This window comes from Streptomyces sp. NPDC048671 (assembly GCF_055587045.1).
Genome location: NZ_JBVJHB010000002.1, coordinates 168,494 through 192,282, shown reverse-complemented (window position 1 = coordinate 192,282; position 23,789 = coordinate 168,494). Strand labels below are relative to the sequence as shown.

Below are 23,789 nucleotides of genomic sequence, written 5' to 3'. Positions count from 1 at the left end.
ACAGATCATGCCCGTGAGACCGCCAACCGGAGTCAAAACCGACCTACCACTGGAATCAGTTGTCACTGCCAAAGCCAGGTGGGCGAGAGTTCGACCGCATCGACGAGTGCGCCGTGGGTCTGGGCGAGGTGGACGGCGTAGTGGCCGGCTCCGGAGCCGATGTCCACGACCCGGTGGGGCGCGCGATGACAGAACCAGTGGAGCATCCCTGCTCGGCCGCTTCGCCGTTCGCCGTTCGCCGGCGGTGGCCCCGGCGACGGGAACGCGGCGCGGTCACCTCTTGGCTGTGTCCGCGTCGTCGCCGCCGACGGCCAGTCGGCTCGCGATGATGTCTGAGGCAAGGAGCCCCGCGTGCACCTCAAGCCGGCCGTAGCCGCTGAACAGGTCAAGGCCGAGCCGCCCCTCGACCTTGCGGATCCGGTGGTACACGGTCGCGCGGTGCAGGTACAGGTCAGTGGCGACCTGCTTCACGTTCCCCGCCGCGGTGAGGTAGGCGCGCAGCGTCTCGACGAGAGGGGTGGCCGATTCGTCCTCCAGCAGCCACCTCAGCGATGGGCTGACGAAGTGGTGCACCAGGATGTTGGTCGGCACCGCCGCGAGGCCGGCCATGTGTCCCGCGCGGTCCCAGCGGATCACTTGCTGCCGCCAGCCGAGGCTGTCGCCGAGGTCCAGGCTCTGCCGCGCCTGCCAGACAGCGGTACTGGCCCGGCCGGACACGACCGTACTGGCGGCGACCAGCCAGGGGACCTCGTCGGCCCCCTGCGGGCGCGAGCGGAAGACGAGGTCCGCCGCCTTCGTCGCTAGGAGTTCGGGCAGCGCGGGATGCACGTCCCGCGGATGTGGTGCGAGGAGCACGAAGCTGACCGATCCGCTGGAGGCGATGAGGCACCGGTTGCGCGGGTGCGTTTCCGCGACTCTGTTCGTCAGGATCGCCAACCGCTGGTGCGCCGCGGGCACGGAGGACGCGGCGCCGATCGCGCCAGGCACGGAGAGCGCGAGGCAGACGAAGGCCTCGTCGTGCTGCAGTCGGCCCTCGCGGATCGCCTGGCCGAGCAGTACGTCCAGTGCAGCCAGATCCCCCGTGGCGAAGGCGCGTCCGTACTCGTCGTCGGCCCACTCCGGCGAGACCAGCAGTCCGGCGGTCTCCAGGGAGAGCACGGTTGCCTCGGCGATCCGGCTCACGCTCGCCACCCGGTCCGAGGACAGGGGACCGCGCGAGCAGGTGATCCAGAGCAGCAGGGCCGGCGCCGATCCGGGCGAACTCAGGGGCATCACCAGGGTCGACGGAATCCCGAGATCCACGCTGCCGCCGATGTACACGGGCTCGCAGATCAGTGTCACCGCGCGCGTGCTCAGGCCGAGATGGCGCGGTGACACCGGCTCGGCGCGGGAGTCGTCCGACGACCCGGTGGGCACGGACCGGGCGACTCGGGTCAGATGCAGGTCAGTGAGCTCGACGGGCACGTCGAGGGACGCGGCGAGGGACTGCACCAGTTCGTGGAGGTGCTGAGTAAGCAGGCCGTTCATCGTGCCTTCCTCCGCCGGAGGAGCAGGCCGTGGATGGCTGATACCACGTCAGCTCTCACTCTCGCTGGCATTGTCGGCGGCCAGTAGTGGCGACGGTGAGTTGGCCGCCGGGGCCGTGACGGTGGCGGACACCGAGGGGCGCAGCGCGCCCGAGTTGATGTCCTCGGCCCAATGGCAGGCGACGCGATGGGCCGGGTTCGCCCCCGGCGCCTCCAGCACCCGAAGAACCGGCCGCTCGCTGTCGCAGCGCGTGGCCTGCTTCCACGGGCACCGGGTGCTGAATCGGCAGCCGGGCGGTGGGTTCTCCGGACTGGGCAGGTCGCCATGGAGCAGGATCTGCTCCCTGGTGTCCTCCCGGCGGGGGTCGGGCAGCGGCACCGCCGACAGCAGCGCGCGCGTATACGGATGCAGAGGGCGGGCGAACAGCCCGGCCGTCGGTGCCTCCTCGACGAGGCCGCCGAGGTACATCACACCGATCCGGTCACTCACGTGTCTGACCACGGCGAGGTCGTGCGCGATGATCAGGTACGTCAGTCCGTATCGGGCCTGGACGTCCTCCAGCAGGTTGATCACCTGTGCCTGGACTGACACATCCAGCGCGCTCACCGGTTCGTCGGCGACGATCAACCGGGGCTCCACGGAGAGGGCTCGGGCGATGCCGATGCGCTGCCGCTGCCCCCCGGAGAACTCGTGCGGGTACTTGCCGAGGGCGGTCCGCGGCAGCCCGACGGAGTCGAGCAGTTCGTGCAGACGGTCACTCACGTCGCCCCGCGCCAGACCGTGTGCCTTCATCCCCTCGCGGAACATCTGCTCCACGCTCTGCCGCGGGTCCAGACTGCCCAACGGATCCTGGAACACCATCTGCATGTGCCGGCGCCGGCGCCGTAGCCTCTCGCCCCGCAGGGCGCGCAGGTCGGTCCCGCCGAAGCGGATCTCCCCGGCGGTCACGGGCGTCAGTTGGAGTACCGCCCTACCGAAGGTCGACTTGCCGCAGCCAGACTCGCCGACCAGCCCGTAGGTCTCCCCGCTGCGGATCTGCATGTCTATGCCGTCCACCGCGTGCACCCGCCCGACCGTCCGGTCGAACAGGACGCCGCGGCGGATCGGGAAGTGCACCTTGAGGCCGCGTACGACGAGGAGCGGCTCAGCGTCGGTGTCCGGGTGGGCTCGCACGGTCTGTGCGGTCATGACGTCTGCTCCTTCGTGGCTGCCAGGGGTTCCGGGAGAGGGTGATGACAACGCATCAGGTGCTCCGGCGCGCCCTCCCAGGTCGGGCTGATCGCGAGGCAGAGGTCGGTGGCCGAGCGACAGCGCGGTGCGAACGCGCACCCCTGGGACCAGGGGATGTTGTCCGCGACGGACCCCGGGATCGCGTGCAGGCGCTGCCCGTCGCCGTCCAGACTCGGCACAGAGTCGAGCAGACCACCTGTGTACGGGTGCCGAGGTCCTTCGAACAGGTCGTAGCGGCCCGCCCGTTCGACGATCCGTCCGCCGTAGAGCACGTTGACCGTGTCGCACAGCCCCGCCACAACGCCCAGGTCGTGCGTGATCATGATCAATGAGGTTCCCGATCCGACCACCAGTTCCTTGAGGAGCGCGAGGATCTGCGCCTGGATGGTCACATCGAGCGCGGTGGTCGGCTCGTCCGCGATGAGCAGGCGTGGCTCGCAGGCGAGCGCCGTCGCGATCAGCACGCGCTGGCGCATACCGCCGGACACCTCGTGCGGGTACTCGCGCATCCGCCGGGCGGCGTCGGGGATTCCGACCCGTTCGAGCATCTCCTGGGCTTGGCGCAGCGACTGTGAGCGGCCCGTGCGTCGGTGCCGCCGGATCACCTCGGCGACCTGCATGCCGAGTGGCACGACGGGGTTGAGGGAGGACAGCGGGTCCTGGAAGATCATCGCGATGTCGGCCCCACGCCGATCGCGCAGCTCAGCGTCCGAAAGGGTGAGGAGGTTCGTTCCGTCGAACCGGGCTTGCCCGTGGACTTGGGTGCCACGTTTCGGCAGCAACCCCATGATGGCCAGCGAGGTGACCGACTTGCCGCAGCCGGACTCGCCCACCAGGCCGACGACCTCGCCCGGACCCACCTCGAAACTCACCCCGTCCACGGCGCTGAACGGCTCGGCCCCCGGCCGTGTGAAGGAGACAGAGAGGTCCTCCACCGAGAGCAGTGGTTCCGCGCGGCGGGCCGCCGGTGTGCCTGCGGTCATCACATCTACCTCCGCGTCCGCGGATCGAGGGTCTCGCGAAGGGATTCGCCGGCCAGGGTGAAGCCGAGAGCTACCACGATGATGCACAACGCCGGGTAGATCGCGAGATGAGGATAGGAGTTGAAGTGCTGCTGCGCGCCGCCGAGCATCTGGCCCCACTCCGGTTGCGCGTCGTCGGGATTACCCAGGCCCAGGAACGACAGCGCCGCGGCGTCCAGAATCGACACGGCCAGACTCAGCGTGCCCTGGACGATTACCGGGCCCATGGCGTTGGGCACCATGTGCCGGAACACGATGGCCCCGGGCCGCACCCCGAGGGCACGGGCGGCGAGCACATGGTCCGTCCCGCGTTGGACGAGCATCGAACCGCGCATCAGACGGGCGAAGACCGGGATCTGCACGACCGCGATGGCGATGATGAGCGTCCACTCGTTCGGACGGGCGAACAGCGCCGCGATCGAGAACGCCATCAGCAGGGACGGGATCGCGAGCATGACGTCCACGACGCGCATGACGAACGTGTCGACCTTGCCGGCGAACACTCCGGCGAGAATCCCGAGCGCCGCGCCGCCGACCAGCCCGCCGAGCGTCGCCAGCACGCCGACGATCAGCGTCTGGCGGGCACCCACCAGCAGGCGGGACAGAAGGTCCCGCCCCGCCGCGTCGCCGCCCAGCACAAAGCCCTCCTGTGGCCCCGGCACAGGATTGGCCTGCGCACGCACCTGGTCGAGCAGCAGGGGTGCCGACGGGTCGTGCGGCGCCAGCAGCGGGGCGGCCACAGCCAGGATCACGAATACACAGGTGATGGCCGACCCGACCAGGAAGGCCGGCTGGCGCAGCAGTCGGTGCAGCGTGCGCGTGGTCGAACGCCCGGCCGGCTTCGGCTGGGCCTGAAGCGTCTGCGCGTCACCTCTTCGGACGAACGTCATTGCATCCTCACTCTCGGATCGCACAGTGCGTTCGTGATGTCGACCACGATGTTGACGAACAGGTAGAGCACCGCGACCGCCATGATCAGCGCCTGGAGCACCGCGTAGTCACGCGTCGTGAAGGCGAGTGCCATCGACTGTCCGAGCCCTCGGTAGTTGAAGACGGTCTCGGTCAGTACGGCTCCGGCGAACAGTCCGCCCGCCTGGAGGCCGATCACCGTGACCACAGGCAGCAGGGAGTTGCGCAGCACGTGCCGTCCGGCAACCGTCCCGGTGTGCAGCCCCTTCGACGTAGCGGTGCGGACGAAGTCCTGCTGGAGCGTTTCGGCGACGGAGGCCCGGGTCAGCCGGAAGATCACCGCGAACGGGATGATCGACAGCGCGATCGTGGGCAACGCCAGATATCTGATGCTCTCCATCAAGGCCGCTCCGTTGCCGGCGAGCAGCGAGTCGATCAGGGTGAAGCCGGTCGGTGTGGGGATCAGCCCCTGCAGATTGGCCCGGCCGGACGGCGGCAGCCAGCCGGCCCGGACAGCGAAGACGTACTTGAGCACGAACGCGGTGAAGAAGACCGGGACGGCCAGGCCGAGTACCGAGAAGCTCAGGAACGCGAAGTCGACCAGGCCGCGTCGAGTCGCTGCCCAGTAGCCGATGGACACGCCGAGCAGCGTGCCGATGGTCAGCGCGCACAGGGCGAGTTCCGCTGTCGCCGGAGCCCGGGTGATGAGTACGTCGGTCACCGGTGCGCCCCGCCACACCCCGGTCGAGACCCCGAGATCGCCGTTCCAGAATCGGCCGAGGTAGCTGGTGTACTGAGTCCAGATCGGCTCGTCGAGTCCGAGCGACTCGACGAGCTTCGCGCGGTCCTGCGGGCTCGCATTCTCCCCGAGCAGTGCGTCCAGCGGTCCGCCGGGCAGACTCCGCAACCAGACGAACAGGAGCGCGCTCAGCGCGAGGAACGTGGCACCGGCCTGGACCGTCCTTCGGAGAATGAATTTGTACATGTGGGTCCAATCGGTGTGGGGCGTACGTGGTCGTACGCCCCACAACGGGTTTGGGCTACTCGCCGAAGGTGGCTGTGGCCAGCTGTTCGCCACCCACCGGGCTGGCGACGACACCGTGCACCTGATTGCTGAGCACCAGGGCGGAGGGGCTGCTGGCGATCGGGATCGACGGCAGCCAGTCTGCGGACATCTTCGCGTTGAGCGTGCGGTACATCGAGGTGCGCTTCTTCGGGTCCGGCTCCTGGTCCGCCGCGTCGAGATCGTCGACGAGCTGCTGCCCGAAGCCCAGCAGCCCGGTGGCGAAGGCGTTGTCCACCGCCCCGAAGAGGATTCCCAGGAAGTTCTGAGCGCTGTTGTAGTGACCGGTGGTTCCGAGGAGGTAGACGGGTGCCGCGCCGGCCTCGCGCCCGCTGAGGTAGCCGCCTGCCCAGGGCTTGGCCACGGGTTCCACGGTGATCCCGACGGCTTCCAGATCCTTCTTCATCAGATCGAAGAATCGTTTCGGCTCGGGCATGTAGGGCCGTGTCACCTCGGTGGGGTACCACAGCTCGATCTTCAGATCCGACTGACCGGCCTCCGCGAGCAGCTCGCGCGCCTTCTTCGGATCGTACGGATAGCCCTTGACGTCCTTGTTGTAGCCGTCCACCGAGGTCGGGACGAACTGGGACACCAGATCCGAGCCTTCGGGCAGCAGAGTCTCGACGATCTGCTTCTTGTTGATCGCCCAGGCGATCGCCTGGCGGACCCGCAGGTCCTTCAGCGCGGGCGTGGTCTTGGCGTTGAGACCGAGGTATAGGATGTTGAAGGGTTTCCGGGTGATGACCTGGGCGCCGTTCTCCTCCAGGCTCTTCCAGTCGCGCGGGGCAGGCAGGTCGTAGGCGTGGATGGCGCCTGCCTCCAGCTCCTGGCGGCGGGCGGTCTCGTCCGGGATCGTCCGGAACTCGATGCCGCCGATCTTCGGCTTGTCCCCCCAGTAACCGTCGTTACGTTCCAGCTTGACGGTGCCGGTCGAGTCGTCGTATGAGGTGAACTTGAACGGTCCGGTCCCGGTGGGGTGCAGCCGACCGTACGCCGGGAAGGCGAAGCCCTCACCGCTGACGCGCACGCTGTTGGCGTCGTACTTCTTCATCGCCGCAGGGCTCGACATCGCGTAGGTGCCGTGCGCGAGGATGGCGGGAAACTTGGAGCTCGGCCTGGTCAGGCGCAGCGCCACTGTACCGTCGCCCTCGGCATCACAACCTGCGTACAGCGACGGCGTCTTGTCACCCTTGAACCCACCGAAGTCATTGACCCAGGTGTGGCTGACCGCGGAGGTGCGCGCGATCTCCGGCTGAGTGTACCAGCGATCGAAGTTCGCACAGACTGCGGCAGCGTCGAAACCGGTGCCGTCGTGGAACTTGACGCCCTCGCGCAGTTGGAAGGTCCAGGTCTTGCCGTCCTTGCTCTGGTCCCACTTGGCGGCCAGGCCCGGAGCCGGATCCGCGGTGCCGGGTCGCAGGCTGAGCAGGCCCTCGTACATCTGGTTGTTCACCCGGGCGGTCTCGCCGTCCGAGGTGTAGAACGGGTCGAACAGCGTCGGTGCGCCCGCGGCGCCATAGATGAGGGTCTTCGAGCCGGCCTTGCCGCCGCCCGTCGCCCCGCCGTCGCCGGCCGAGCATGAGGCGAGAAGCATCGTGCTTGCTAGCGCGACGACCCCGGTGTGTCTGAGCTTCATTGCTCCTCCTGATCCTGAACCTGTTCGTGCGAGGGCAGATCGCCGTAGAACCAGAGACGGGAGAACCCCCCGTCGGGCAGCGCACGCGTCCTGACACGCTGGGTGTCGATGGGGGAGGCGAACTCGACCTCCGTGGTCGCCCCGGAGGTGATGTCGAAGGTGTCGATGTCCTCCCACCGGTCCGCGATGAAGGCCTCGATCGCGATCCGGTCCGCACAGTTGCCCCGGAAGGGACTGGCCACCACCTCAAGTTCACGCAGCCGCACCGGTTTTGGCCACGAGAGCTCCACGAAGTGCTGATCGGCGGCGGACCGGCGCGGGGTCTCCCAGCCGTCATGCGTACTGCTGGGCACGGCGTGCGAGACAACCGCCCACGGATCACCGAAGGAGCCCGTCGACGCCCGCACCCGGCACCCCAGCCGAATGTCGGACAGCCGGACTCCGGCCGGCGGTCGGCTGCGCGCGACATCGACCACGCCGTACGCGCGCAGCCGAGCCACTCCTCCGTCGGGACACACCCGCAGTCGTACGAACGCGGCGGACGCCCCGGGTTCGGGCACCGGGTAGGTGTTCACGGAGTTCGGTTCGACCGCGGCGTCGGCGAGGATCTCCCGCCAGGGCCCGTCCGGACGATCGGCCACATCGACACCGATACGTGTGGGAGCGTTGAAGCGGAAGCCGGTCGTCTCCATTTCGATCTCTTCGATCCGGCCGGGGTGGGCGGCCCGGAAGATCAGCCAGTCGTGGTCGGGGTTGTGCCGGCGGCTCTCCCAGCCGTCGACATTCGCGCCGCGTAGACCGTAGGTGCCCGGCCGCTGCGGCGCGGCGGCCACGAGCAGCGCGTCGGCGGCTCCGAAGAACTCGTCCGAGCAGTCCACCACGGAGGCGCCGAGCTCCCGCGCGAGCAGGTTGAGCTTCATCCCCTGGTCCTCTCGTTGTCCAGATGGGCCACGACATCCGAGCCGCGGGCCCACCACAGTCCCTCCATCTCGCGCAGGGTGCGCATGACTTCACGCAGGTGCGCGAAGCGGAACGGCTGGGCGATCAGCCAGGGATGGAGTCCCAGCACCAGCGTGCGGTCACGGGGTGCCTCCTCGTCGAGGAGTACCCGGGCCGAGGTCACGATGTTCTCGGCCCACTTCTCGATCGGAATTCCGCGCTTGAGGTGGGAGAAGACGTCATCCAGGTGGATCGAGACCGGGATGTTCAGGACGTCTCCGTGCGCCGTGGGCAGGACGTTGGGCGTCTCGTCATCGGGCCAGTCGGACGTCCAGCGGATCCCCAGTTCGGCGAGATCCTCCAGCGTCGTGGTGGACTGGGCGTAGTCGAGTCCGCTCCAGCCAGACGGCCGGACGCCGCAGGACTCCTCGATGGCGGTCACCGATTCGGCGAGGTACGCGCGCTGCCGCGCACGCTCCATCCCGTCGTGCAGGATGCTGATTCCGTCGACTCCGTGCGCGACGAACTCGGCGTCCGACTCCGCGAGACGTTCCACCAGCCGGGGCCGGTGACGGGCGGAGTAGGCGTCGATGGCCGTGGACGTCGGGATCTCCAGATCGTCGAGGAGATCGAGGATCCGGAAGGCGCCGACCCGCAGGCCGTACTCGTGCTGCGACGTGGTGTGCACGTCCATGATCTGCGGATACGGGCCGCGCCGCGCGACGCTCACTGGCGGTAGGCCGGGATTGGGGCCGGGCAGAGCGGGGACGTGGTCGAGGTGCATCAGCACCACGACGCCCAAGCGCGCTTCGTTGGGCCAGCCGCTGTTCGCAGCGGGCTGTGGACTGCCGTCGGTTTCGTGCAGTGGCCTGACCAGTTGCATGCTCAACACCATCCGATGTCGTCGACGTGGGCGGCGATCTGCTCCGGTGTCGTCCACCAGATGTCGTCGTGCGATGCGAGCCGTTCGAGCATCAGCGCCAGATGCCCGATCCGGTGCGGAATGCCCATGTAGAGCGGATGCAGCGCGACCGTCATGACGTAGGCCGTGTCATGCCGCGTCGCCTCCTCGGACAGCACCGCGTACTGCGCCTCGACGATCGCCGCGAAGTAGTCGCTGTCCAGGCCGTACATCGGCGAACCGGGGAACAGCAGGGCGTCGTTGACCTCCCGGGAATACGGCACGCCGACCAGGCCGCCACCGCGCGGTCCGTCCAGCCGGAAGGGCTGGTCGTCGATGAACCAGTCGGTCGTGTAGGTCATACCGGCCTCCGCCATCAGGCGGTAGGTCTCGGGGGTGGCGCTGAACGACGGACCCAGCATTCCGCGCATGTGGTATCCGGTGAGATCCCGGACCGTGGAAATGGTGTAGTCGTAGAATTCCCGCTCCGCGTTCTCCGATTCGCCGAACAGGAGCCTGCTGTTGTAGGTGCCGTGGCTCATGAAGCTCCATTTGCGGTCGACCATCGCGTCGGCCACATCCGGATACAATCGCAGCACCTCACAGTTGAGTGAACAAGTGATTTTGGCCGGGGAGTCGTCGAGTACGCGGAGCATGCGCCAGAAGCCGACCCGGTTGCCGAAATCCCGGAAGGCATAGCCGATGTTGTCGGGCTTCGCGGGAACGCGGTAGAAGTAGTCGCGGTGCGGATTGGCCGGCGGCAGGTATTCGTAGTGCTCGATGTTCATTACCACGTTCACGGCGACACGCTTGCCGCCCGGGAGTCGGAGCTTCTCCCGTCGGTCGAGGGCACGGTAGCCCAGGAACTCGTCCATCGCAGATCCTTCCGAACAGAGGTCTCAGACTGTGGTGGCGGCGGGGGTGAGTTCGCTGAGAACCGTCTTGAGGAGGAGGACGCAGCCGATCTGCGGGAAGATCGCCCGCACCGAGTGGTCGTGCTGCTCGCCGGTGTAGGCCGCCATCGCCTCGGGGACGAAGACCACGTTGTAGGCGTGGTCGAAGGCCGCGCGCGCGGTGCCCTCGACGCCGAAGCCGGTGGATATGCCCGCCATGACCACGGTGTTGATGCCCCGGCGGCGGAGTTGGAGGTCGAGGTCGGAGCCGTGGAAGGCGTTCCAGCTGCGCTTGATGATCACCGGCTCCGTGGGCAGTGGGTCGACGCCCGGCAGGAATTGGTCCCAGCCCGGTTGGCGTATCGGGCGCGCCGGCCGCTCGATGTCGGTGCGCAGCTTCCCGCTCAGCGAGTCCGCCTCGTCGGGAAGGAAGCTGGTCCGTACGTGCACGACGAGGCTGCCGGCGCGCCGCGCGGCCTCGATCAGGCTGACGCAGCGTTCCAGGACGGTGTCCGTCGAGTGCGGGTGCACTGGGTGATCGGCGTTGGAGCCCTGAAGGTCGATGAGGACGAGTGCGGTGCGGGTGGGATCGGTGATGGTCATGTGTGCTGCCCTTGAGGTGAGTTGATTCTTCAGGTCCCGAGAATTTGACGGGTCATGCGCAGCAGGGTCTCCTCGGAGCCCGTGCCGCTGGCCTTGCTCAACAGACGCAGGCCGTCGTGGGCGCCGCCCGCCACACGGGCGGTCGGGCACAGTGGTTCGAGTTCGAGACCGGCGGTCAGGCCGGTGCCGCCCAACTCTCGTACCAGTGCGGTCGTGGTCAGGCCGCCGCTGACGACGGCGCCCAGGCACTTGTTGTCGCTGTCGGAGGAGACAGCGAGCAGTGCACGTACCGCCTGGGCGAGTCGCTCGGCGATGACCCACCGGTCGGGATCGTTGCGGTCCGTCTCGTGCAGGGCGATGACCCGATGCGAGGCGATGACCTTCCGGGTGACGGCCGGATCCCAACTCGCTGCCTCTGTCGCGGTGGTGATGAGCGCACGGGTGCCGTAGGCGGCGCCGAGCCGGCGCAGTTGTGCGCGGTCGGTCTCGTGGTTGGCCGGGGTCACGGCGACGACGAACCCGTCCCGGCCGAGGTCCGGGTAGAACCGCAGCCATCCGCCGGTGCTGGCGGTGGCGACCCGGTGGCCGTCCTCGATCAGTTGCGTGGCGACCTGCGCCGCGGCGGCGAGATGCGTCTCGACCGTCCCGTCCAGCACGAACCGGCGGGTGCCACAGGCCAGGGCGGCCCGGACATGGGCCGTGACCGCCTCCCCGCCCTGGTTCAGCACCGGAAGGCCCACGACTTCGGCGTCCTCGATGTGGAGGGCGGCGCGTACGTCCACGTCGAGGCCGTTGCCGGCGGGCATGGGAGCCAGTAGGCGGCCGTCCACACAGACCCGGCCTGCCGTCGGATAGGCGGGGACGACGAGCAGGATTCCGTTCTCGTCGTGGCAGCCCTCGACACCGGCGACCAGAGTGTCGGGGGAACCGCGCAGTTCCGCGTTGAGCTTGACTTCGAGTCGCCTGCAGCCGTGCGACTCCAGCCAGTTCGTCCACTGCTCGATGCGGGCCGCCGCAGCCTGGCCCGCATGGTGGAGGTCGAGGTCGACGACGACGGCGTCGGCGCCGGTGATGGGGGTCGAGGGGTCACTGACGATGATCGGTTCGAGCCCTCGCTGCCGTAGACGGCAGGCGACGGTCACCGAGCACTGCAGATCCTCGGCCAGGATTCCCACGGCCAGAGCGCGCGTCTCGTTCGACGAATGTGCTGTCGGCATGGGGCGCATCCTTCATCCGTGCTGATGGGCGTGCCGTCATGATATTCAGCGGTGTCCCGGCAGTCATTCGACAAACGTCGCAAGTGATTCCCCTGCCGTTCAGCTGTTCTTTTGCTTTGCGGGAAATGGTTTCGGCGATGGAAACACTGGCTTTCTGGCGGGAACTCCTGGCATTCGCCGGGTGGAATTCCGTGAGGTTAGCCTCGACCTTTCGTGACGGGCCGTCGGATTCTCCGGCGGCCCGTTTCGGCTTGTCGGGTCGGTGACGGGTAGACGATGACCCGGCTGTCGCGTCGGGTGTGCGCCGGGTTCCACGGCTCCGGTGAGCGGTTCGAGTTCGTCGGGACGGGCCGTTGCTGCCGGTCATCCAGGATTCGGGAGTGCGTCGAGTCGCTCCGGGGTGCGGCCGTTCCTCGCGGACCACCACCGCATCCCTCTCGGCCAGCCCTTCAGGACGTCGCCGTCGAGTTCGGCGGCCCAGACGCCGTCGCGGATCTGACCGCCGGGCTCGACGGCCGGCGTCCAGGCGGAGGCAGGGACCTTCAGGACGGCCTGGTGAATGGTGTCGGTGATGGTCATCCCGACCGAGTACGACAGCCACCGGCCCCGCTTCGAGAGCCAGGCGAGGAACTCGTGGGTGCTGCCCGCGGAGTCCGTGCGAATCAGTGTGGACCGGCCGCACCGGTGACGTTCTGGGAGCTGGGCCAGGGCGAGTTGGGTGGCGGTGATGTGGTCGGCAGCGGTGTTGCTGCCCGCGTTCCCGGGCCGTAGCAGCGCGGCTGCCGGCTCCCCGGTGCCGCCGCGTCCGTGGTCGACGAAACCCATCAGCGGATGATGTCCGTAGGGCTTCTTCCAGGTCGCGGCCGCGTCCTGCTTGTCGGAGTGAGCAAGGACCAGCACCCCGTCCAGGTCCACGATCACAGAGCCGCCCGAGTCCGGCGACGAGGCGCCGGCCAACTTCCAGACCCGCTCTCGCACCTCGGCCCGACTACGCCCAGCACATCGACGCCAACACGCTGCCGACGGCGGAACCTACGGGTGACCGCCGCAGGCACCGATCCCTGCCGTCCCCCGTCATCGGCCCTCGTGGAGTTTGGTGCCCCTGTCTGGGGACCAGTTGGGGACCACACCGCGTGCGTCATAGCGAACGGCAGAGCCTTCCCTGCATGACATGCACCTGGATGAATTCCCATATGTACGGATAATCCAGGTGACCCTCACTCCTGGGGGTCAAGGGGTCGCCGGTTCAAATCCTGTCGTCCCGACTGGAGACAGTCGCAGGTCAGGGCCGGTTTCGGAGAAATCCGAAACCGGCCCTTGGCAGTTCTCGGGGACCTTGCGGGCCCGCTTGCCCTTGGTGCGACGAGGGTCTCCCGGTCGGGCAGGGCCGACGCGCGGGTCTGCTGTAGTGGTGCTGAGGCGCGATCCGGTCTTCTATGGAGTCCGGCGGTCCGAGATGTCGAGAACGTGCCACCGACTCCGTCCCGGGGACATCAGCGGCCACCGCCGGCCGCACGTGGCAGAAGGAGAGACCGGCATGGCGATTCAGCGGATGGACAACGTCGGCATCGTCGTCGAGGACATGGACGCCGCCATCGCGTTCTTCGTGGAACTCGGCATGGAGCTGGAGGGCAGGACGGAGGTCGAGGGCCTCTTCGCCGACCAGTGCACCGGACTCGACGGCGTCCGCTGTGACATCGCGATGGTCCGGACCCCGGACGGTCAGAGCCGGCTCGAGCTGGCGAAGTATCGCAGCCCCGCGGTGATCAGCAGCGGCCCGCGCAACCGGCCGCACAACATTCTGGGCACGCACCGCGTCATGTTCGCCGTCGACGACATCGAGGACACCGTTGCCCGCCTGCGCCCGCACGGCGCCGAACTCGTCGGCGGGATCGCCCGGTTCGAGGACAGCTATCTGCTCTGCTACATCCGCGGCCCGGAGGGCATCATCATCGGACTGGCCGAGCAGCTGCGCTGAGAAGAAGGAGCCGAACCATGCGGCCGAACGAGATCATCAAGGGTCTGAACCGCCCCGGTCAGCCAGGAGCCGCCGGCCCGTGACGTGACCCGCCCGGCCTGCGTGGCCAAGGACGTGGGTCTGCTCCCCGAGGCCGGTCAGGGCTGGTGAGGTGTGTCCGGGTGGGCGTCCGTCCTCAGCGCCCATCCACTCCCTGGGCAGCCTGCGGGGAACGGAGGGAAGCGGTGGCCCTTCACGTCGGTGCTCCAGTGGTGGGCCGCACCGCAGTCACATTCGTAGATCCCGCTCTCGGGCACGATCTCGCCCGGGTGCCATGTCGTCTGCGCGTCGCTCATACCCTCTGGTGTACGTCGTCCTGCCCGCTCTCGCGACTCAGGCGGGGCGTGGGCCCTGCGGGCGGCGGTGCCTTGTGCTCTGTCCTGTGCGTGCGGCCACGGATCCCTGACCCACAGCGCGGTCCCTCATGCCGGCCGGGCTCATGCCACGCCGAGCTCGGTGAGGATGTCGGCAACGGCCCTGTCCTGCTCCGTCAGGTAGCTGGAGAACTCGAAGCCCGTCATGAACGCGTCGGTCCAGCCGTGCTTGGTCAGTTCGGCCTTCCACTCCTCGGAGTCGTGCATCGTGGTCAGCGCGTCGATCCAGACCTTCCTTTCGGCGCCGTTGATGCCGGGGGGCGCGACGATTCCGCGCCAGTTGGTGAAGACCAGGTCGATACCCGAGGACTTCAGTGTCGGGGTGCCCTTGAGGACATCGATGGGCTTCTCGCTGGTCACCGCGAGCACCCGCACCTGCCCCGCCTCGATCTGGTCGATGAATTCACCGAAACCGCTGACGCCGAAGGCGATCTTGTCACCGAGGATCGCCGGGAGCAGCTCACCACCGCCGTCGTAGCTGATGTAGTTGACCTTCTTCGGGTCGATGCCGACCGTCTTGGCGAGCTGTACCGAAAGGAGGTGGTCCGGTCCGCCGATCGATGAGCCGCCCCCGGCAGCGACGGCCTTGGGGTGCGCCTTCCAGGCGGTGACGAGATCGCCGATCGACTTGTACGGGGAGTCCTTGGGCACGACGATCGCGCCGGCCTCCTCCATCATCTTGGCGATCGGTGTGGTGTCAGCGAGCGTCGCGCTCGACTTCGAGGTGTACGAGGCGCCGACGACTCCCAGCCCCATCTGCATGGCGAGTTTGCCGTTGCCCCGTTCGTGCACGGTGCGCTGCAGACCGACCGTGCCGCCGGCGCCCGGAAGGTTGAACACTTCGACACCGGACGCGATCTTGGTGTCCTCCAACACCTTGGCCGCCGTACGCGCCGCGGTGTCGTAGCCGCCGCCCGGAGTGTTGGGGACCATGATCCGCAGACCGGTCACCGTCTTACCGTTCTTGCCCGTCCCCTCGTTCTCCCCGGTGGCGCCGCAGGCGCATACCACAAGCATGGACACGGCGGTCAGGGCGCTGACGACAGCGACTCTGCGAGTTCTCATGGTTTGTCCCTTCCACTTCGGACATTCGGGCGCCATGATTATGTGACGTTTGAGACACCGCGTCTGCGTTGTGTCGGCATTGAAGATTGAGTTGATTGTGGTCACAACTTTTCGCCGTCATACCCTCGCGGGCGAGCTGCTGGTACTCCAGCTCTCCATCATCGTGGTGGTGCTGATGCCGGTCGCCGCCGTCTCGCTGACCCAGTCGGAAGAGGCCTTCGACCGGGTCGAAGGCCGTCGGGTCATCGCGCTCGCCGAGCAGCTCGCGGTTCACCCCCTGGTGTCCAGTCAGCTCGGCCGGCCGGCGCCGGGTGAGACGCTCGCCCCCCTCGTCCGGGCCACGCTGACTCGGTCGGGCACCACCTCCGTGACGATCGCCGACAGCCGTGGCCGAATCGTCAGCTCGACGAACCCCACGGTGATCGGTACGAGACTGTCGCTCGGCCCCGGCGTCGCCGAGGCCCGCGGCTGGTCGGGCGAGCTGGGCCCGGACAGTGACCGCGAACTGGTGGCCCAGGTGCCGGTGCTCAAAACGGCTCAACCCCACCTCGGCCGGCATCTCGGCACGGTGATGATCGGTGAGGCGTCACCGACGATATGGCAGCGGCTGATTGGCGCGTCATCGGATCTGCTCGTCTACCTCGGCATCGCGAGCGGGCTCGGCCTGCTCGGATCGTGGCTGCTGGCCCGGCATATCAAACGTCAGACCCTCGGTCTGGAGCCACGGGAGATCGCGGGGCTCGCCGAGCACCGCGAGGCCATGCTGTACGGGATCGCGGAAGGCGTGATCGCCCTCGACCCGCAGTTGCGGCTCACCCTGGTGAACGAGGTCGGCAGGCAGCTGCTCGATCTGCCCGAGGACTGTGTGGGAATGAGCCTGGCCGATCTCCGGATCGAGGGCCGGCTGCACGACGTACTCGCCGGATGCCCCGGTGGGACCGAGCAGCGCGACGAAGTCGTCATACGCCGGAGCCGAGTGCTGGTGATGAACCGGATGACCGTCACCAAGGACGGCCGCCGGCTCGGCTCGGTCACGACCTTGCGGGACCGTACCGAACTCGCCCAGCTGGAACGCGAGATCGGATCGTTCCGCAGCTCCGCCGAGCTGCTGCGCGCCCAGGCCCACGAGTTCGCCAATCAGCTGCACACCATTTCCGGGCTGATCCAGATCGGTAGGCACGACGATGTGGTGCAATACGTCCGCGCGCTGAGCCGAAACCGCCAGTCGCTGGACACGACCCTGACCACACGGGTCCGTGACATGGCCGTCGGCGCTCTGCTGATGGCGAAGTCCTCGCTTGCGGCCGAACGGAAGGTCGTGCTGCGCGTCTCGGAGCGTACGGCGCTCGACCGGCTGGCGCCGGAGGACTCGGTGGACGTGGCGACGGTGATCGGCAACCTCGTCGACAACGCCGTCGACGCCGCGGCGGCGGGCGCCGACGATCAGGATGCCTGGGTGGAGGTCGAATTGCGGCAGGACACATCCAGCGTGGAGATCGTGGTGCGCGATTCGGGTCCGGGCGTGACGCCCGAGCTCGCCCAGGAGGTCTTTTTGCACGGTTTCACCACGAAGGCAGCCCAGGAGGGGGAGCGCGGCATCGGGCTGGCGCTCACCCGGCTAGTCTGCGAACGCCGGAGCGGCGAGGTCGCGGTGACCAACACGCCCGACGGCGCCATGTTCACCGCGAGAATGTCCGTCGACCACCTGTCCGACGCGGTACCGGAAGGAGCTTCCCGATGATCGATGTACTGGTCGTCGACGACGACTTCATGGTGGCAAGCATCCATCAGGCGTACGTCGACCGCGTCGAGTCCTTCCGGGTCGTCGGCACGGCGAACACCGGCGAGCAGACGATCACGGCCGTCGGCGAACTGCGGCCCGACCTGGTCCTGCTCGATCTCCATCTTCCGGACATGTTCGGCCTGGACATCATTCCCCGCCTGCGGGCCGACGGGCACGACTGCGACATCATGGTGATCAGCGCCTCGCGCGAGGCCGACGCCGTCCGCCGCTCCGTCCGCCAGGGCGTGGTCAACTACCTGCTGAAGCCGTTCGACTTCGAAGACCTGCGTCCTCGCCTCGTCCAGTACGCCACCCAGCGCAACAGCCTTCTCACCACGGTCGTCAGAGGCCAGGCCGACGTGGACCGGGTACTGACCGGGGCCCACCTGCCGGCCTTGAGCGTCACGCTGCCGAAGGGCCTGAGCGTGGAGACCTCGAAGCTGATCGAACGCACGCTGTGCGGCACCGAGGGAACACTGTCCGCCGCCGAGTGCGCGGCCCGGACCGGGGTCTCACGGGTCAGCGCCCGTCGTTACCTCGAATACTTCCACGACACCGGCCGCGCCGAACTGTCCCTGCGGTACGGAGCCGCCGGCAGACCCGAGCGCCGCTACGGCTGGCTCGCCTGAGTCCGTAGGGGGGCCGGCCCCTGGGGACCGGCCGGGGACCACAGGGTGACCGCGCGGGGAACGCGACTGTCCTCAAGCGGGCGACGACCGCTTCACCGGAGTATCCGGGCTGGCCGGCGGCGGGGTCCGGGAATAACTTGGCTCCCGTACGCGGCCGAGGTACCTCCGACGGGTGGGATGGTCCCATGCAGAGCACAGCCGTACGCCCCGGCGGCGCCGACGACCCGCTGGGTCCGGGCTACAAGTGGATCGCCCTGTCGAACACCACGCTGGGTGTGCTGATCGCGACGATCAACCTGTCGATCATCCTCATCGCGCTGCCGGACATCTTCCGCGGCATCGGAGTGGACCCCCTGCAGCCGGGCAACACGAGTCTGCTGCTCTGGCTGATCATGAGCTACATGGTCGTCACCGCGGTCCTGGTGGTGAGCTTCGGCCGGCTGGGCGACATGTACGGCCGGGTCCGGATGTACAACCTGGGGTTCGCCGTCTTCACGGTGTTCTCCGTACTGCTCTCGGTGACCTGGATGCACGGCACCGCCGGCGCCCTGTGGCTGATCGGGATGCGCGTGCTCCAGGGCGTGGGCGGAGCGATGCTGATGGCGAACTCGAACGCCATCCTCACCGACGCCTTCCCGCCCCGGCAGCGCGGTCTCGCTCTGGGGCTCAACCAGGTCGCGGCGATCGCGGGGTCGTTCATGGGACTCGTGCTCGGCGGGCTGCTCGGTCCCTTCGACTGGCACCTGGTGTTCCTGGTATCCGTCCCGATCGGGCTCTTCGGAACGATCTGGGCCTATCTGAAGCTGCACGACACCGGGGTCCGCACCCCGGCCCGGATCGACCGGTGGGGCAATCTGACCTTCGCGGCCGGTCTGATCGCCGTGCTGTCCGGCATCACGTACGGCATCCAGCCCTACGGCGGCGACACGATGGGATGGACCAACCCCTGGGTGATCACCGCGATCGGCGGCGGGGTGGCCGTGCTGGGTCTCTTCTGCCTGATCGAGACCCGGGTCGCCCAGCCGATGTTCCATCTGGGACTGTTCCGGATCCGGGCCTTCACGGCGGGGAACGTGGCGAGTCTCCTGGCATCCCTGGGCCGTGGCGGCCTGATGTTCATCCTGATCATCTGGCTCCAGGGAATCTGGCTGCCCCGGCACGGCTACGGCTTCGAGCAGACCCCGCTGTGGGCCGGCATCTACATGCTGCCCCTGACGGTCGGATTCCTGATCGCGGGCCCCTTCTCCGGATGGGCCTCCGACCGCTTCGGCGCCCGGCTCTTCACCACCGGCGGGATGCTCCTGGCAGCCGCCACCTTCGTGGCGCTCAAACTGCTGCCGGTCGATTTCGACTACCCCGTCTTCGCCCTGATCCTGCTCGTCAACGGGCTGGCCATGGGACTGTTCGCCTCGCCCAACCGGGCGGCGATCATGAACAGTCTGCCGCCGGACCAGCGCGGTGTGGGCGCGGGAATCAGCACCACCTTCCAGAACTCGGCGACGGTGCTGTCCATCGGCATCTTCTTCTCGCTGATGATCGCCGGGCTGGCGAGTTCGCTGCCGGACACGCTCGCCCACGGACTCACCGAGCAGGGCGTGCCGTCCGCCGACGCGGCACGCGTCGCGGCCCTGCCACCCGTCGGCGTGCTGTTCGCGGCGCTCCTGGGATACAACCCCGTGCGCAGCCTGCTCGGCCCGGAGACACTGGCGCACCTGCCCACCAGCCACGCCGACTACCTCACCGGACGGGCGTTCTTCCCGACGCTGATCTCCGAACCGTTCGAGCACGGCCTCTCCGTCGCCTTCGACTTCGCCATCGCGGCGTGCCTGGTGGCCGCGGTCGTCTCGCTGCTCCGCGGCGGCCGCTACATCCACGGCGAGACGATGACCGCGAAGGCATGAACCGGATCGCGACGCGGGGGGCCGGTCCGGCGGGTCGGTATCCGGCCGGCGGAGCCGGTCATCCGGTGACGCCCCGCTCGACGCCTTCCTCGCGTTCAGCTGAAGAGCTTGGCCACGAACGCGGAGAGATTGGCCGTGGTGCGGGCGATCTGCTCCTCCGTCGTCAGCGACTCCTTGAAGCGTGCGCCCGAGGCCACGGCCTTCTTCCCCCGTACGTAGAGCGAGCAGGCCAGGTCGGTGCACATGTACAGGCCGACCGAATTGCCCTCGCGCCCCGCCGGTCCGGCCTTGCGGGCGGTCATCAGCGAGACCCCGGTGCCGGGGTGCGTGGTCAGACAGAGCGAGCACATGCTCCGGTGCAGAAAGCCGCGCTGCTGGGAGGGGAAGCGGAGCGTGATGCCCGCCGTGCGGCCGTCGTGCTCGGTGACGATGTAACTGCGTCCGGGAGCGGAGAGATCACGCCAGCCGAGGAAGTCCAGATCCTCCCACGGCAGCTCCTCAAGATCGCGGGGGAGCGGCAGACGCCTGGCTTCCCCTTTGGAGCAATTGACGAACGATGCGCGGATGTCCTGCTCGGTCACGGCCTTCATGTAACCGACGCTAACTCTGCCTACGACCCCTAGGCAAATGAATAAACGATTTAGGGGTTCACCTTTGCATCTTCGGGCAGTACGGAGAGCCGGTGCGCGGGCGGGTGCTCGATGCCGAGATCGGGGCGCCAGGCCGCGAGGATCTGCGCGGAGGGGTCGAACAACGGCGTCGGCAGCGCTTCGGGCCGGGTCCACCGCCACGCGCTGATGAGATGGGGTTCGGTCACCTCAGGGCTGCCCGAATCCACCGTGACCAGGGCGGCCATCGACACCCGGTTGATGCCGCCGACCACGTCGTGCACCATCGCGAAGACGCCCATGTCGCGCTCGGTGACCGCCAGCCCCGTCTCCTCGCGGAGTTCCCGCACCGCCGCCGCCGCGATGGACTCGTGCGTCGGATCGACCTTCCCGCCGGGCAGCTCCCAGGTGCCGCTGTGGTGCCGGCCGAGCAGGATGCGTCCCTGTGTGTCCTGCACGATCACGCCCACGCCCAACGCGGCCTGGGCCAGTGGCGGACGGGAATTGCGGGCGGGGATCCGCGACGCCGCGTCGCTGTCCATGATGCTCCTCGTGATGATCGGTGACCGGTGGTCCGGTACGGGCGTCGAGCCTACGGCGTGCCACAGAGAGGGCTGCCCCGGCGGGGCAACGGTCACACGGTCAGCCGCAGCGACGTGGGCGAGATGCCGAGCCGCACGGTCTGCCCCCACGTCAGCTCCAGCGCGTCCGCCTCCATGCCGTCACCGAAGACCACCACCCGGTCGGACTCCACGGTCAGCCGCAGCCCCTGCCCGTGGCCCAGCTCGCCCGAGACCAGCGAGGTGCCGGTGACCGGCGACGGCCAGGCCTCCCGGACGAACCAGAGCAGCCGGGAGTCCGTGGGGCCCGGCAGGGTGAGCGGGCTGCGGCGTTCCTGCCACACGGAGCGCAGCCAGCCGGTGGCGCCGGTGCCGGTGCCGACCAGGACGCCGGAGGAGGCCTGCGGTTCGGCGGGGGAGTCCGCCGCGTCCGGGCCGAGCCGGTAGCGGGCCGTCTGGTGCCCCGACGGACCGAGGTAGATCTCGTTGAGGGCCAGCAGCCGCTGGGTGTCGTCGGCCACCGCCTCGACCATGGTGAGCTCGTCCGCCGCGCCGCCGGGCGTCACGGCCGCGCGCAGCAGCGCCGCCGCGTCGGCGGGCCGGTGGCGGACCAGGACTCCCGGATTGCGTCCGGGATCGGTGTCGATGCCGACGACCGGCTGGCCGCAGAGGTACTTGGCGGCGTTGGCGACCAGGCCGTCCTGGCCGACGACGACCACCACGTCCTCGGGTGCGAACAGGAACCGGTCCAGATCCTGGCGCTCCACCCGGGACTGGCGCCACTGCAGCGGAACGGCCGCCGCCACATCGGCGAGCGCCTGCCGGCTGCGTTCGTGCCGCCGTGCGACCTCCTCGATGGACCGGCCCCGGCTCGTCAGGAAGAACGCCGCCTGGCCGTGGGTGCCGTGGCGGGCGAGCAACTCCTCGTACTCGGTGGTGCGGTGCACCAGAACCGCTCTCGGGGCCAGGCTCATGCCCGGGTCTCCGGGGCGGGCCGGCCGAGCTTGGTGAGCAGGCCGGTGAGGACGTCGGGCGACAGGGTGAGGCTGTCGATGCGCGGCAGGTTCTCGGCGAGCCGGGTGGCGGCCAGCGCGTGCAGGGTCGTGGCCTCCGCCTCCCCGTGCACCCGCAGCCAGGCCGCCTGGGCCTCGGCGCGGGCCGCGCCGACCTCGCGCGCCGATTCGGCCTCGGCGCGGGCGAGGCGCACCTTGCGTGCCGCCTCGGCCTCGGCGCGTACGCCGTCGGCCGCCGCGTTCTCCTCCGCCTCGCGCCGGGTGTTGGTGCCGCGCTGCTCGACCAACTGCTCCTCGCGGCGGGCGAGTTCGATCTGACTGGCGAGCTCGTTCTCGGCGATGGTCCGCTCGCGCTCGACGGCCACGGCCCGCCGTTCGTACGTCGCCCGGTCGGCCTCCTGCTGGATCTGCTCGCGGGCGGGGGTGCGCAGGGCCCGCTCCACCTCGGCCTCGGGCCGGATGGCGACGACGCGCACCGCCACCACCTCGATCCCGGTCGCGGGCAGCCGCGGCTCGTCGGCCAGGCCCGCGGCGACGCGTTCGCGTACGGCGGCGACGCCGTCGACCAGCGCACCGGCCAGCGGGGTACGGGCCAGCACGTCCAGGGTGTGCTGCTGGGCGGTCTCGGTGAGCAGCGTCGCGATCTGCTCCAGCGGCGCGCCGCGCCAGACGCCGGAGTCCGGGTCGACGGAGAAGTCCAGGCGCGCGGCCGCCTCGGCCGGATCGCTGATGCGGTACGTCACGGTGGCCTGCACGGTGACGTCCTGGAAGTCGGCGGTGCGGGCGTGGAACGCCATGGCCAGTTCACGGTCGTTGACCGGCACCTCGGAGAGCGCGGCGCTGAGCGACCGGTACCAGAAGCTCAGTCCCGCCCCGTCGTGGGCGAGCCGGCCGCGCTTGTGGTGGCGGATGTGAGCGGTGGGCGCGGAGCGCAGATGGCGCCAGCCGAAGCGCCTGGTGATGTCGGCCATGAGAGGACCCCTTTGTTTTCGTCATTGAGACGATAAAGGGGGTCGAGTCATATCGTCAAGGGGACGAGAAGAGACGGGTGCGCGCGGTGGTGACGGATGCCGGCCGAACGTGCCGCCCGAAAACGGGCGGCCGGTGACTTCCGAAGAAGTCACCGGCCGCCCGGATGATGCGCCGCCCCCGTCCCCACGGTGCGGCGCGGGCGGGCCGTCGTCATCCGCTGGGGCGACGGCCCACGTCTGTCAGGACCCGGACGCCGGGGCGTCCAGGCCGAGTGCGGGAAAGACCGCGCCCTCCACGAAGCGGACGAGGAAGGTCTCGTCCGCGTAGGTCCCCTCCAGCAGGGGCCTGGCGCGCATCACGCCCAGCAGCTGCGCGGAGACGAACTCCGTGGCGGGGTTGTCGGCCGCGACTTCGCCTCGCTCCACGCCGCGCCTGACCATGGCGTCCAGCGCCGCCAGCTCCGGCAGGATCAGCGCTTCGCGCAGCGCGCACAGCAGCTCCGGGCTCTGGAGCGCGGCGTGACTCAGGGCCAGCATCAGCGGCGTGTCGCGTCCGGAACCCTCACCGATGGCCTTCGCCGCCTCGCGCAGGTCTCCCGCCAGTGTGCCCGTGTCGATGCTCGGCAGCAGACCGCGCCGGGTGCCGTGCAGGGCTGCGACGACCAGCTCCGGTTTGGAGCCCCACTGACGGTAGAGCGTCGACTTGCCGCAGCGCGACCTGGAGGCGACGCCCTCCATGGTGAGTGACTCGTAGCCGCTCTCCCTGAGCATGTCGAGGACGGCCGTGTAGAGCTCCTGTGCCCGCTCCGGCGTGATCTTCGACCGGCGTGGCGCGCGGGCCGTCTCCTGCTCGGTTTCCTGCGACGACATGCGCGTTCCCTCTCTGCGACTCTGCGACGAGGTCCATCGATACGCCAGTGTACCGATA

22 protein-coding genes and 1 pseudogene are annotated in these 23,789 nt (G+C 68.8%); 4 read left to right on the top strand and 19 right to left on the bottom strand.

What is annotated here, in order from left to right:
* Positions 1-62: 62 nt before the first annotated feature.
* The 13 genes and pseudogenes from ACZ6S6_RS05270 to ACZ6S6_RS05210 all read right to left on the bottom strand — a co-directional run.
* Complete coding sequence (locus ACZ6S6_RS05270; protein ID WP_362952850.1) at positions 63-167, bottom strand: class I SAM-dependent methyltransferase; 105 nt, start codon at positions 165-167, stop codon at positions 63-65.
* A gap of 106 nt (positions 168-273) precedes the next feature.
* Positions 274-1,527, bottom strand: coding sequence for a PucR family transcriptional regulator (locus tag ACZ6S6_RS05265; RefSeq protein ID WP_362952852.1), 1,254 nt, complete (start codon positions 1,525-1,527; stop codon positions 274-276).
* A 48-nt stretch (positions 1,528-1,575) separates the two neighbouring features.
* Positions 1,576-2,715, bottom strand: a complete 1,140-nt coding sequence (locus ACZ6S6_RS05260; RefSeq protein WP_469704062.1) for an ABC transporter ATP-binding protein — start codon at positions 2,713-2,715, stop codon at positions 1,576-1,578.
* Positions 2,712-3,740, bottom strand: a complete 1,029-nt coding sequence (locus ACZ6S6_RS05255; protein ID WP_362952856.1) for an ABC transporter ATP-binding protein — start codon at positions 3,738-3,740, stop codon at positions 2,712-2,714. Before ACZ6S6_RS05255 ends, ACZ6S6_RS05260 begins: the two co-directional genes overlap by 4 nt.
* Positions 3,741-3,745: 5 nt before the next feature.
* On the bottom strand, positions 3,746-4,669 hold the full coding sequence (locus ACZ6S6_RS05250; protein WP_469704061.1) for an ABC transporter permease: 924 nt from the start codon (positions 4,667-4,669) through the stop codon (positions 3,746-3,748).
* Positions 4,666-5,673, bottom strand: a complete 1,008-nt coding sequence (locus ACZ6S6_RS05245; protein WP_469704060.1) for an ABC transporter permease — start codon at positions 5,671-5,673, stop codon at positions 4,666-4,668. Before ACZ6S6_RS05245 ends, ACZ6S6_RS05250 begins: the two co-directional genes overlap by 4 nt.
* Before the next feature lie 55 nt (positions 5,674-5,728).
* Positions 5,729-7,387 carry an ABC transporter substrate-binding protein gene (locus ACZ6S6_RS05240; RefSeq protein ID WP_362952862.1) on the bottom strand — a complete coding sequence of 553 codons (1,659 nt, stop codon included), beginning with the start codon at positions 7,385-7,387 and terminating at the stop codon, positions 5,729-5,731.
* The gene (locus ACZ6S6_RS05235) at positions 7,384-8,307 is read right to left on the bottom strand and encodes a hypothetical protein (protein WP_362952864.1); all 924 of its coding nucleotides are present in this window, start codon (positions 8,305-8,307) and stop codon (positions 7,384-7,386) included. Before ACZ6S6_RS05235 ends, ACZ6S6_RS05240 begins: the two co-directional genes overlap by 4 nt.
* The gene (locus tag ACZ6S6_RS05230; protein WP_362952865.1) at positions 8,304-9,209 is read right to left on the bottom strand and encodes a polysaccharide deacetylase family protein; all 906 of its coding nucleotides are present in this window, start codon (positions 9,207-9,209) and stop codon (positions 8,304-8,306) included. The genes ACZ6S6_RS05235 and ACZ6S6_RS05230 overlap by 4 nt, the downstream gene beginning before the upstream one ends.
* A 2-nt stretch (positions 9,210-9,211) precedes the next feature.
* Positions 9,212-10,102, bottom strand: a complete 891-nt coding sequence (locus ACZ6S6_RS05225; protein WP_362952867.1) for a polysaccharide deacetylase family protein — start codon at positions 10,100-10,102, stop codon at positions 9,212-9,214.
* Positions 10,103-10,126: 24 nt separating this feature from the next.
* Positions 10,127-10,723, bottom strand: coding sequence for an isochorismatase family protein (locus ACZ6S6_RS05220; RefSeq protein WP_362952869.1), 597 nt, complete (start codon positions 10,721-10,723; stop codon positions 10,127-10,129).
* Between the two features lie 29 nt (positions 10,724-10,752).
* Positions 10,753-11,940, bottom strand: coding sequence for a four-carbon acid sugar kinase family protein (locus ACZ6S6_RS05215; RefSeq protein WP_469704059.1), 1,188 nt, complete (start codon positions 11,938-11,940; stop codon positions 10,753-10,755).
* A 381-nt stretch (positions 11,941-12,321) separates the two neighbouring features.
* Positions 12,322-12,930, bottom strand: a pseudogene (locus ACZ6S6_RS05210) (transposase); the annotation flags it as partial.
* Between the two features lie 547 nt (positions 12,931-13,477).
* Here ACZ6S6_RS05210 and ACZ6S6_RS05205 point away from each other — a divergent pair.
* Entirely contained in the window at positions 13,478-13,918 is a 441-nt protein-coding gene (locus ACZ6S6_RS05205; RefSeq protein WP_362952873.1) for a VOC family protein, read from the top strand.
* 476 nt (positions 13,919-14,394) lie between these two features.
* On the opposite strand, the gene ACZ6S6_RS05200 is transcribed toward ACZ6S6_RS05205, so the two are convergent.
* Positions 14,395-15,396, bottom strand: coding sequence for a Bug family tripartite tricarboxylate transporter substrate binding protein (locus ACZ6S6_RS05200; protein ID WP_362952877.1), 1,002 nt, complete (start codon positions 15,394-15,396; stop codon positions 14,395-14,397).
* 97 nt (positions 15,397-15,493) lie between these two features.
* On the opposite strand from ACZ6S6_RS05200, the gene ACZ6S6_RS05195 reads away from it, so the two are divergent.
* The 3 genes from ACZ6S6_RS05195 to ACZ6S6_RS05185 all read left to right on the top strand — a co-directional run bounded on the left by ACZ6S6_RS05195 (position 15,494) and on the right by ACZ6S6_RS05185 (position 19,709).
* Positions 15,494-17,137, top strand: coding sequence for a sensor histidine kinase (locus ACZ6S6_RS05195; protein ID WP_362952879.1), 1,644 nt, complete (start codon positions 15,494-15,496; stop codon positions 17,135-17,137).
* Positions 17,134-17,808: a response regulator gene (locus ACZ6S6_RS05190; RefSeq protein ID WP_362952881.1), complete on the top strand. Its 675-nt coding sequence runs from the start codon at positions 17,134-17,136 to the stop codon at positions 17,806-17,808. Before ACZ6S6_RS05195 ends, ACZ6S6_RS05190 begins: the two co-directional genes overlap by 4 nt.
* A gap of 185 nt (positions 17,809-17,993) precedes the next feature.
* The gene (locus ACZ6S6_RS05185; RefSeq protein ID WP_469704058.1) at positions 17,994-19,709 is read left to right on the top strand and encodes an MFS transporter; all 1,716 of its coding nucleotides are present in this window, start codon (positions 17,994-17,996) and stop codon (positions 19,707-19,709) included.
* A gap of 95 nt (positions 19,710-19,804) precedes the next feature.
* On the opposite strand, the gene ACZ6S6_RS05180 is transcribed toward ACZ6S6_RS05185, so the two are convergent.
* The 5 genes from ACZ6S6_RS05180 to ACZ6S6_RS05160 all read right to left on the bottom strand — a co-directional run bounded on the left by ACZ6S6_RS05180 (position 19,805) and on the right by ACZ6S6_RS05160 (position 23,731).
* A complete protein-coding gene (locus ACZ6S6_RS05180) occupies positions 19,805-20,299 on the bottom strand; it encodes an FBP domain-containing protein (protein WP_362952885.1) in 495 nt (164 codons plus the stop codon).
* Positions 20,300-20,349: 50 nt separating this feature from the next.
* The gene (locus ACZ6S6_RS05175; protein ID WP_469704057.1) at positions 20,350-20,859 is read right to left on the bottom strand and encodes a nucleotide triphosphate diphosphatase NUDT15; all 510 of its coding nucleotides are present in this window, start codon (positions 20,857-20,859) and stop codon (positions 20,350-20,352) included.
* Between the two features lie 92 nt (positions 20,860-20,951).
* Positions 20,952-21,851 (bottom strand): hypothetical protein, encoded by a 900-nt coding sequence (locus tag ACZ6S6_RS05170; protein ID WP_362952888.1) that lies wholly within the window; start codon positions 21,849-21,851, stop codon positions 20,952-20,954.
* On the bottom strand, positions 21,848-22,861 hold the full coding sequence (locus ACZ6S6_RS05165; RefSeq protein ID WP_469704056.1) for an SPFH domain-containing protein: 1,014 nt from the start codon (positions 22,859-22,861) through the stop codon (positions 21,848-21,850). The genes ACZ6S6_RS05170 and ACZ6S6_RS05165 overlap by 4 nt, the downstream gene beginning before the upstream one ends.
* A 240-nt stretch (positions 22,862-23,101) precedes the next feature.
* Complete coding sequence (locus ACZ6S6_RS05160) at positions 23,102-23,731, bottom strand: TetR/AcrR family transcriptional regulator (protein ID WP_469704055.1); 630 nt, start codon at positions 23,729-23,731, stop codon at positions 23,102-23,104.
* Positions 23,732-23,789: the final 58 nt, after the last annotated feature.

Excerpts from the sequence above, each read along its gene's own strand:
- ACZ6S6_RS05220 (WP_362952869.1), bottom strand. The coding sequence starts at position 10,723 with ATGACCATCACCGATCCCACCCGCACCGCACTCGTCCTCATCGACCTT.
- ACZ6S6_RS05215 (WP_469704059.1), bottom strand. The coding sequence starts at position 11,940 with ATGCCGACAGCACATTCGTCGAACGAGACGCGCGCTCTGGCCGTGGGA.
- ACZ6S6_RS05250 (WP_469704061.1), bottom strand. The coding sequence starts at position 4,669 with ATGACGTTCGTCCGAAGAGGTGACGCGCAGACGCTTCAGGCCCAGCCG.
- ACZ6S6_RS05205 (WP_362952873.1), top strand. The coding sequence starts at position 13,478 with ATGGCGATTCAGCGGATGGACAACGTCGGCATCGTCGTCGAGGACATG.
- ACZ6S6_RS05230 (WP_362952865.1), bottom strand. The coding sequence starts at position 9,209 with ATGCAACTGGTCAGGCCACTGCACGAAACCGACGGCAGTCCACAGCCC.
- ACZ6S6_RS05180 (WP_362952885.1), bottom strand. The coding sequence starts at position 20,299 with ATGAAGGCCGTGACCGAGCAGGACATCCGCGCATCGTTCGTCAATTGC.
- ACZ6S6_RS05185 (WP_469704058.1), top strand. The coding sequence starts at position 17,994 with ATGCAGAGCACAGCCGTACGCCCCGGCGGCGCCGACGACCCGCTGGGT.
- ACZ6S6_RS05265 (WP_362952852.1), bottom strand. The coding sequence starts at position 1,527 with ATGAACGGCCTGCTTACTCAGCACCTCCACGAACTGGTGCAGTCCCTC.
- ACZ6S6_RS05245 (WP_469704060.1), bottom strand. The coding sequence starts at position 5,673 with ATGTACAAATTCATTCTCCGAAGGACGGTCCAGGCCGGTGCCACGTTC.
- ACZ6S6_RS05170 (WP_362952888.1), bottom strand. The coding sequence starts at position 21,851 with ATGAGCCTGGCCCCGAGAGCGGTTCTGGTGCACCGCACCACCGAGTAC.
- ACZ6S6_RS05225 (WP_362952867.1), bottom strand. The coding sequence starts at position 10,102 with ATGGACGAGTTCCTGGGCTACCGTGCCCTCGACCGACGGGAGAAGCTC.
- ACZ6S6_RS05160 (WP_469704055.1), bottom strand. The coding sequence starts at position 23,731 with ATGTCGTCGCAGGAAACCGAGCAGGAGACGGCCCGCGCGCCACGCCGG.
- ACZ6S6_RS05255 (WP_362952856.1), bottom strand. The coding sequence starts at position 3,740 with ATGACCGCAGGCACACCGGCGGCCCGCCGCGCGGAACCACTGCTCTCG.
- ACZ6S6_RS05165 (WP_469704056.1), bottom strand. The coding sequence starts at position 22,861 with ATGGCCGACATCACCAGGCGCTTCGGCTGGCGCCATCTGCGCTCCGCG.
- ACZ6S6_RS05235 (WP_362952864.1), bottom strand. The coding sequence starts at position 8,307 with ATGAAGCTCAACCTGCTCGCGCGGGAGCTCGGCGCCTCCGTGGTGGAC.
- ACZ6S6_RS05175 (WP_469704057.1), bottom strand. The coding sequence starts at position 20,859 with ATGGACAGCGACGCGGCGTCGCGGATCCCCGCCCGCAATTCCCGTCCG.
- ACZ6S6_RS05240 (WP_362952862.1), bottom strand. The coding sequence starts at position 7,387 with ATGAAGCTCAGACACACCGGGGTCGTCGCGCTAGCAAGCACGATGCTT.
- ACZ6S6_RS05190 (WP_362952881.1), top strand. The coding sequence starts at position 17,134 with ATGATCGATGTACTGGTCGTCGACGACGACTTCATGGTGGCAAGCATC.
- ACZ6S6_RS05260 (WP_469704062.1), bottom strand. The coding sequence starts at position 2,715 with ATGACCGCACAGACCGTGCGAGCCCACCCGGACACCGACGCTGAGCCG.
- ACZ6S6_RS05200 (WP_362952877.1), bottom strand. The coding sequence starts at position 15,396 with ATGAGAACTCGCAGAGTCGCTGTCGTCAGCGCCCTGACCGCCGTGTCC.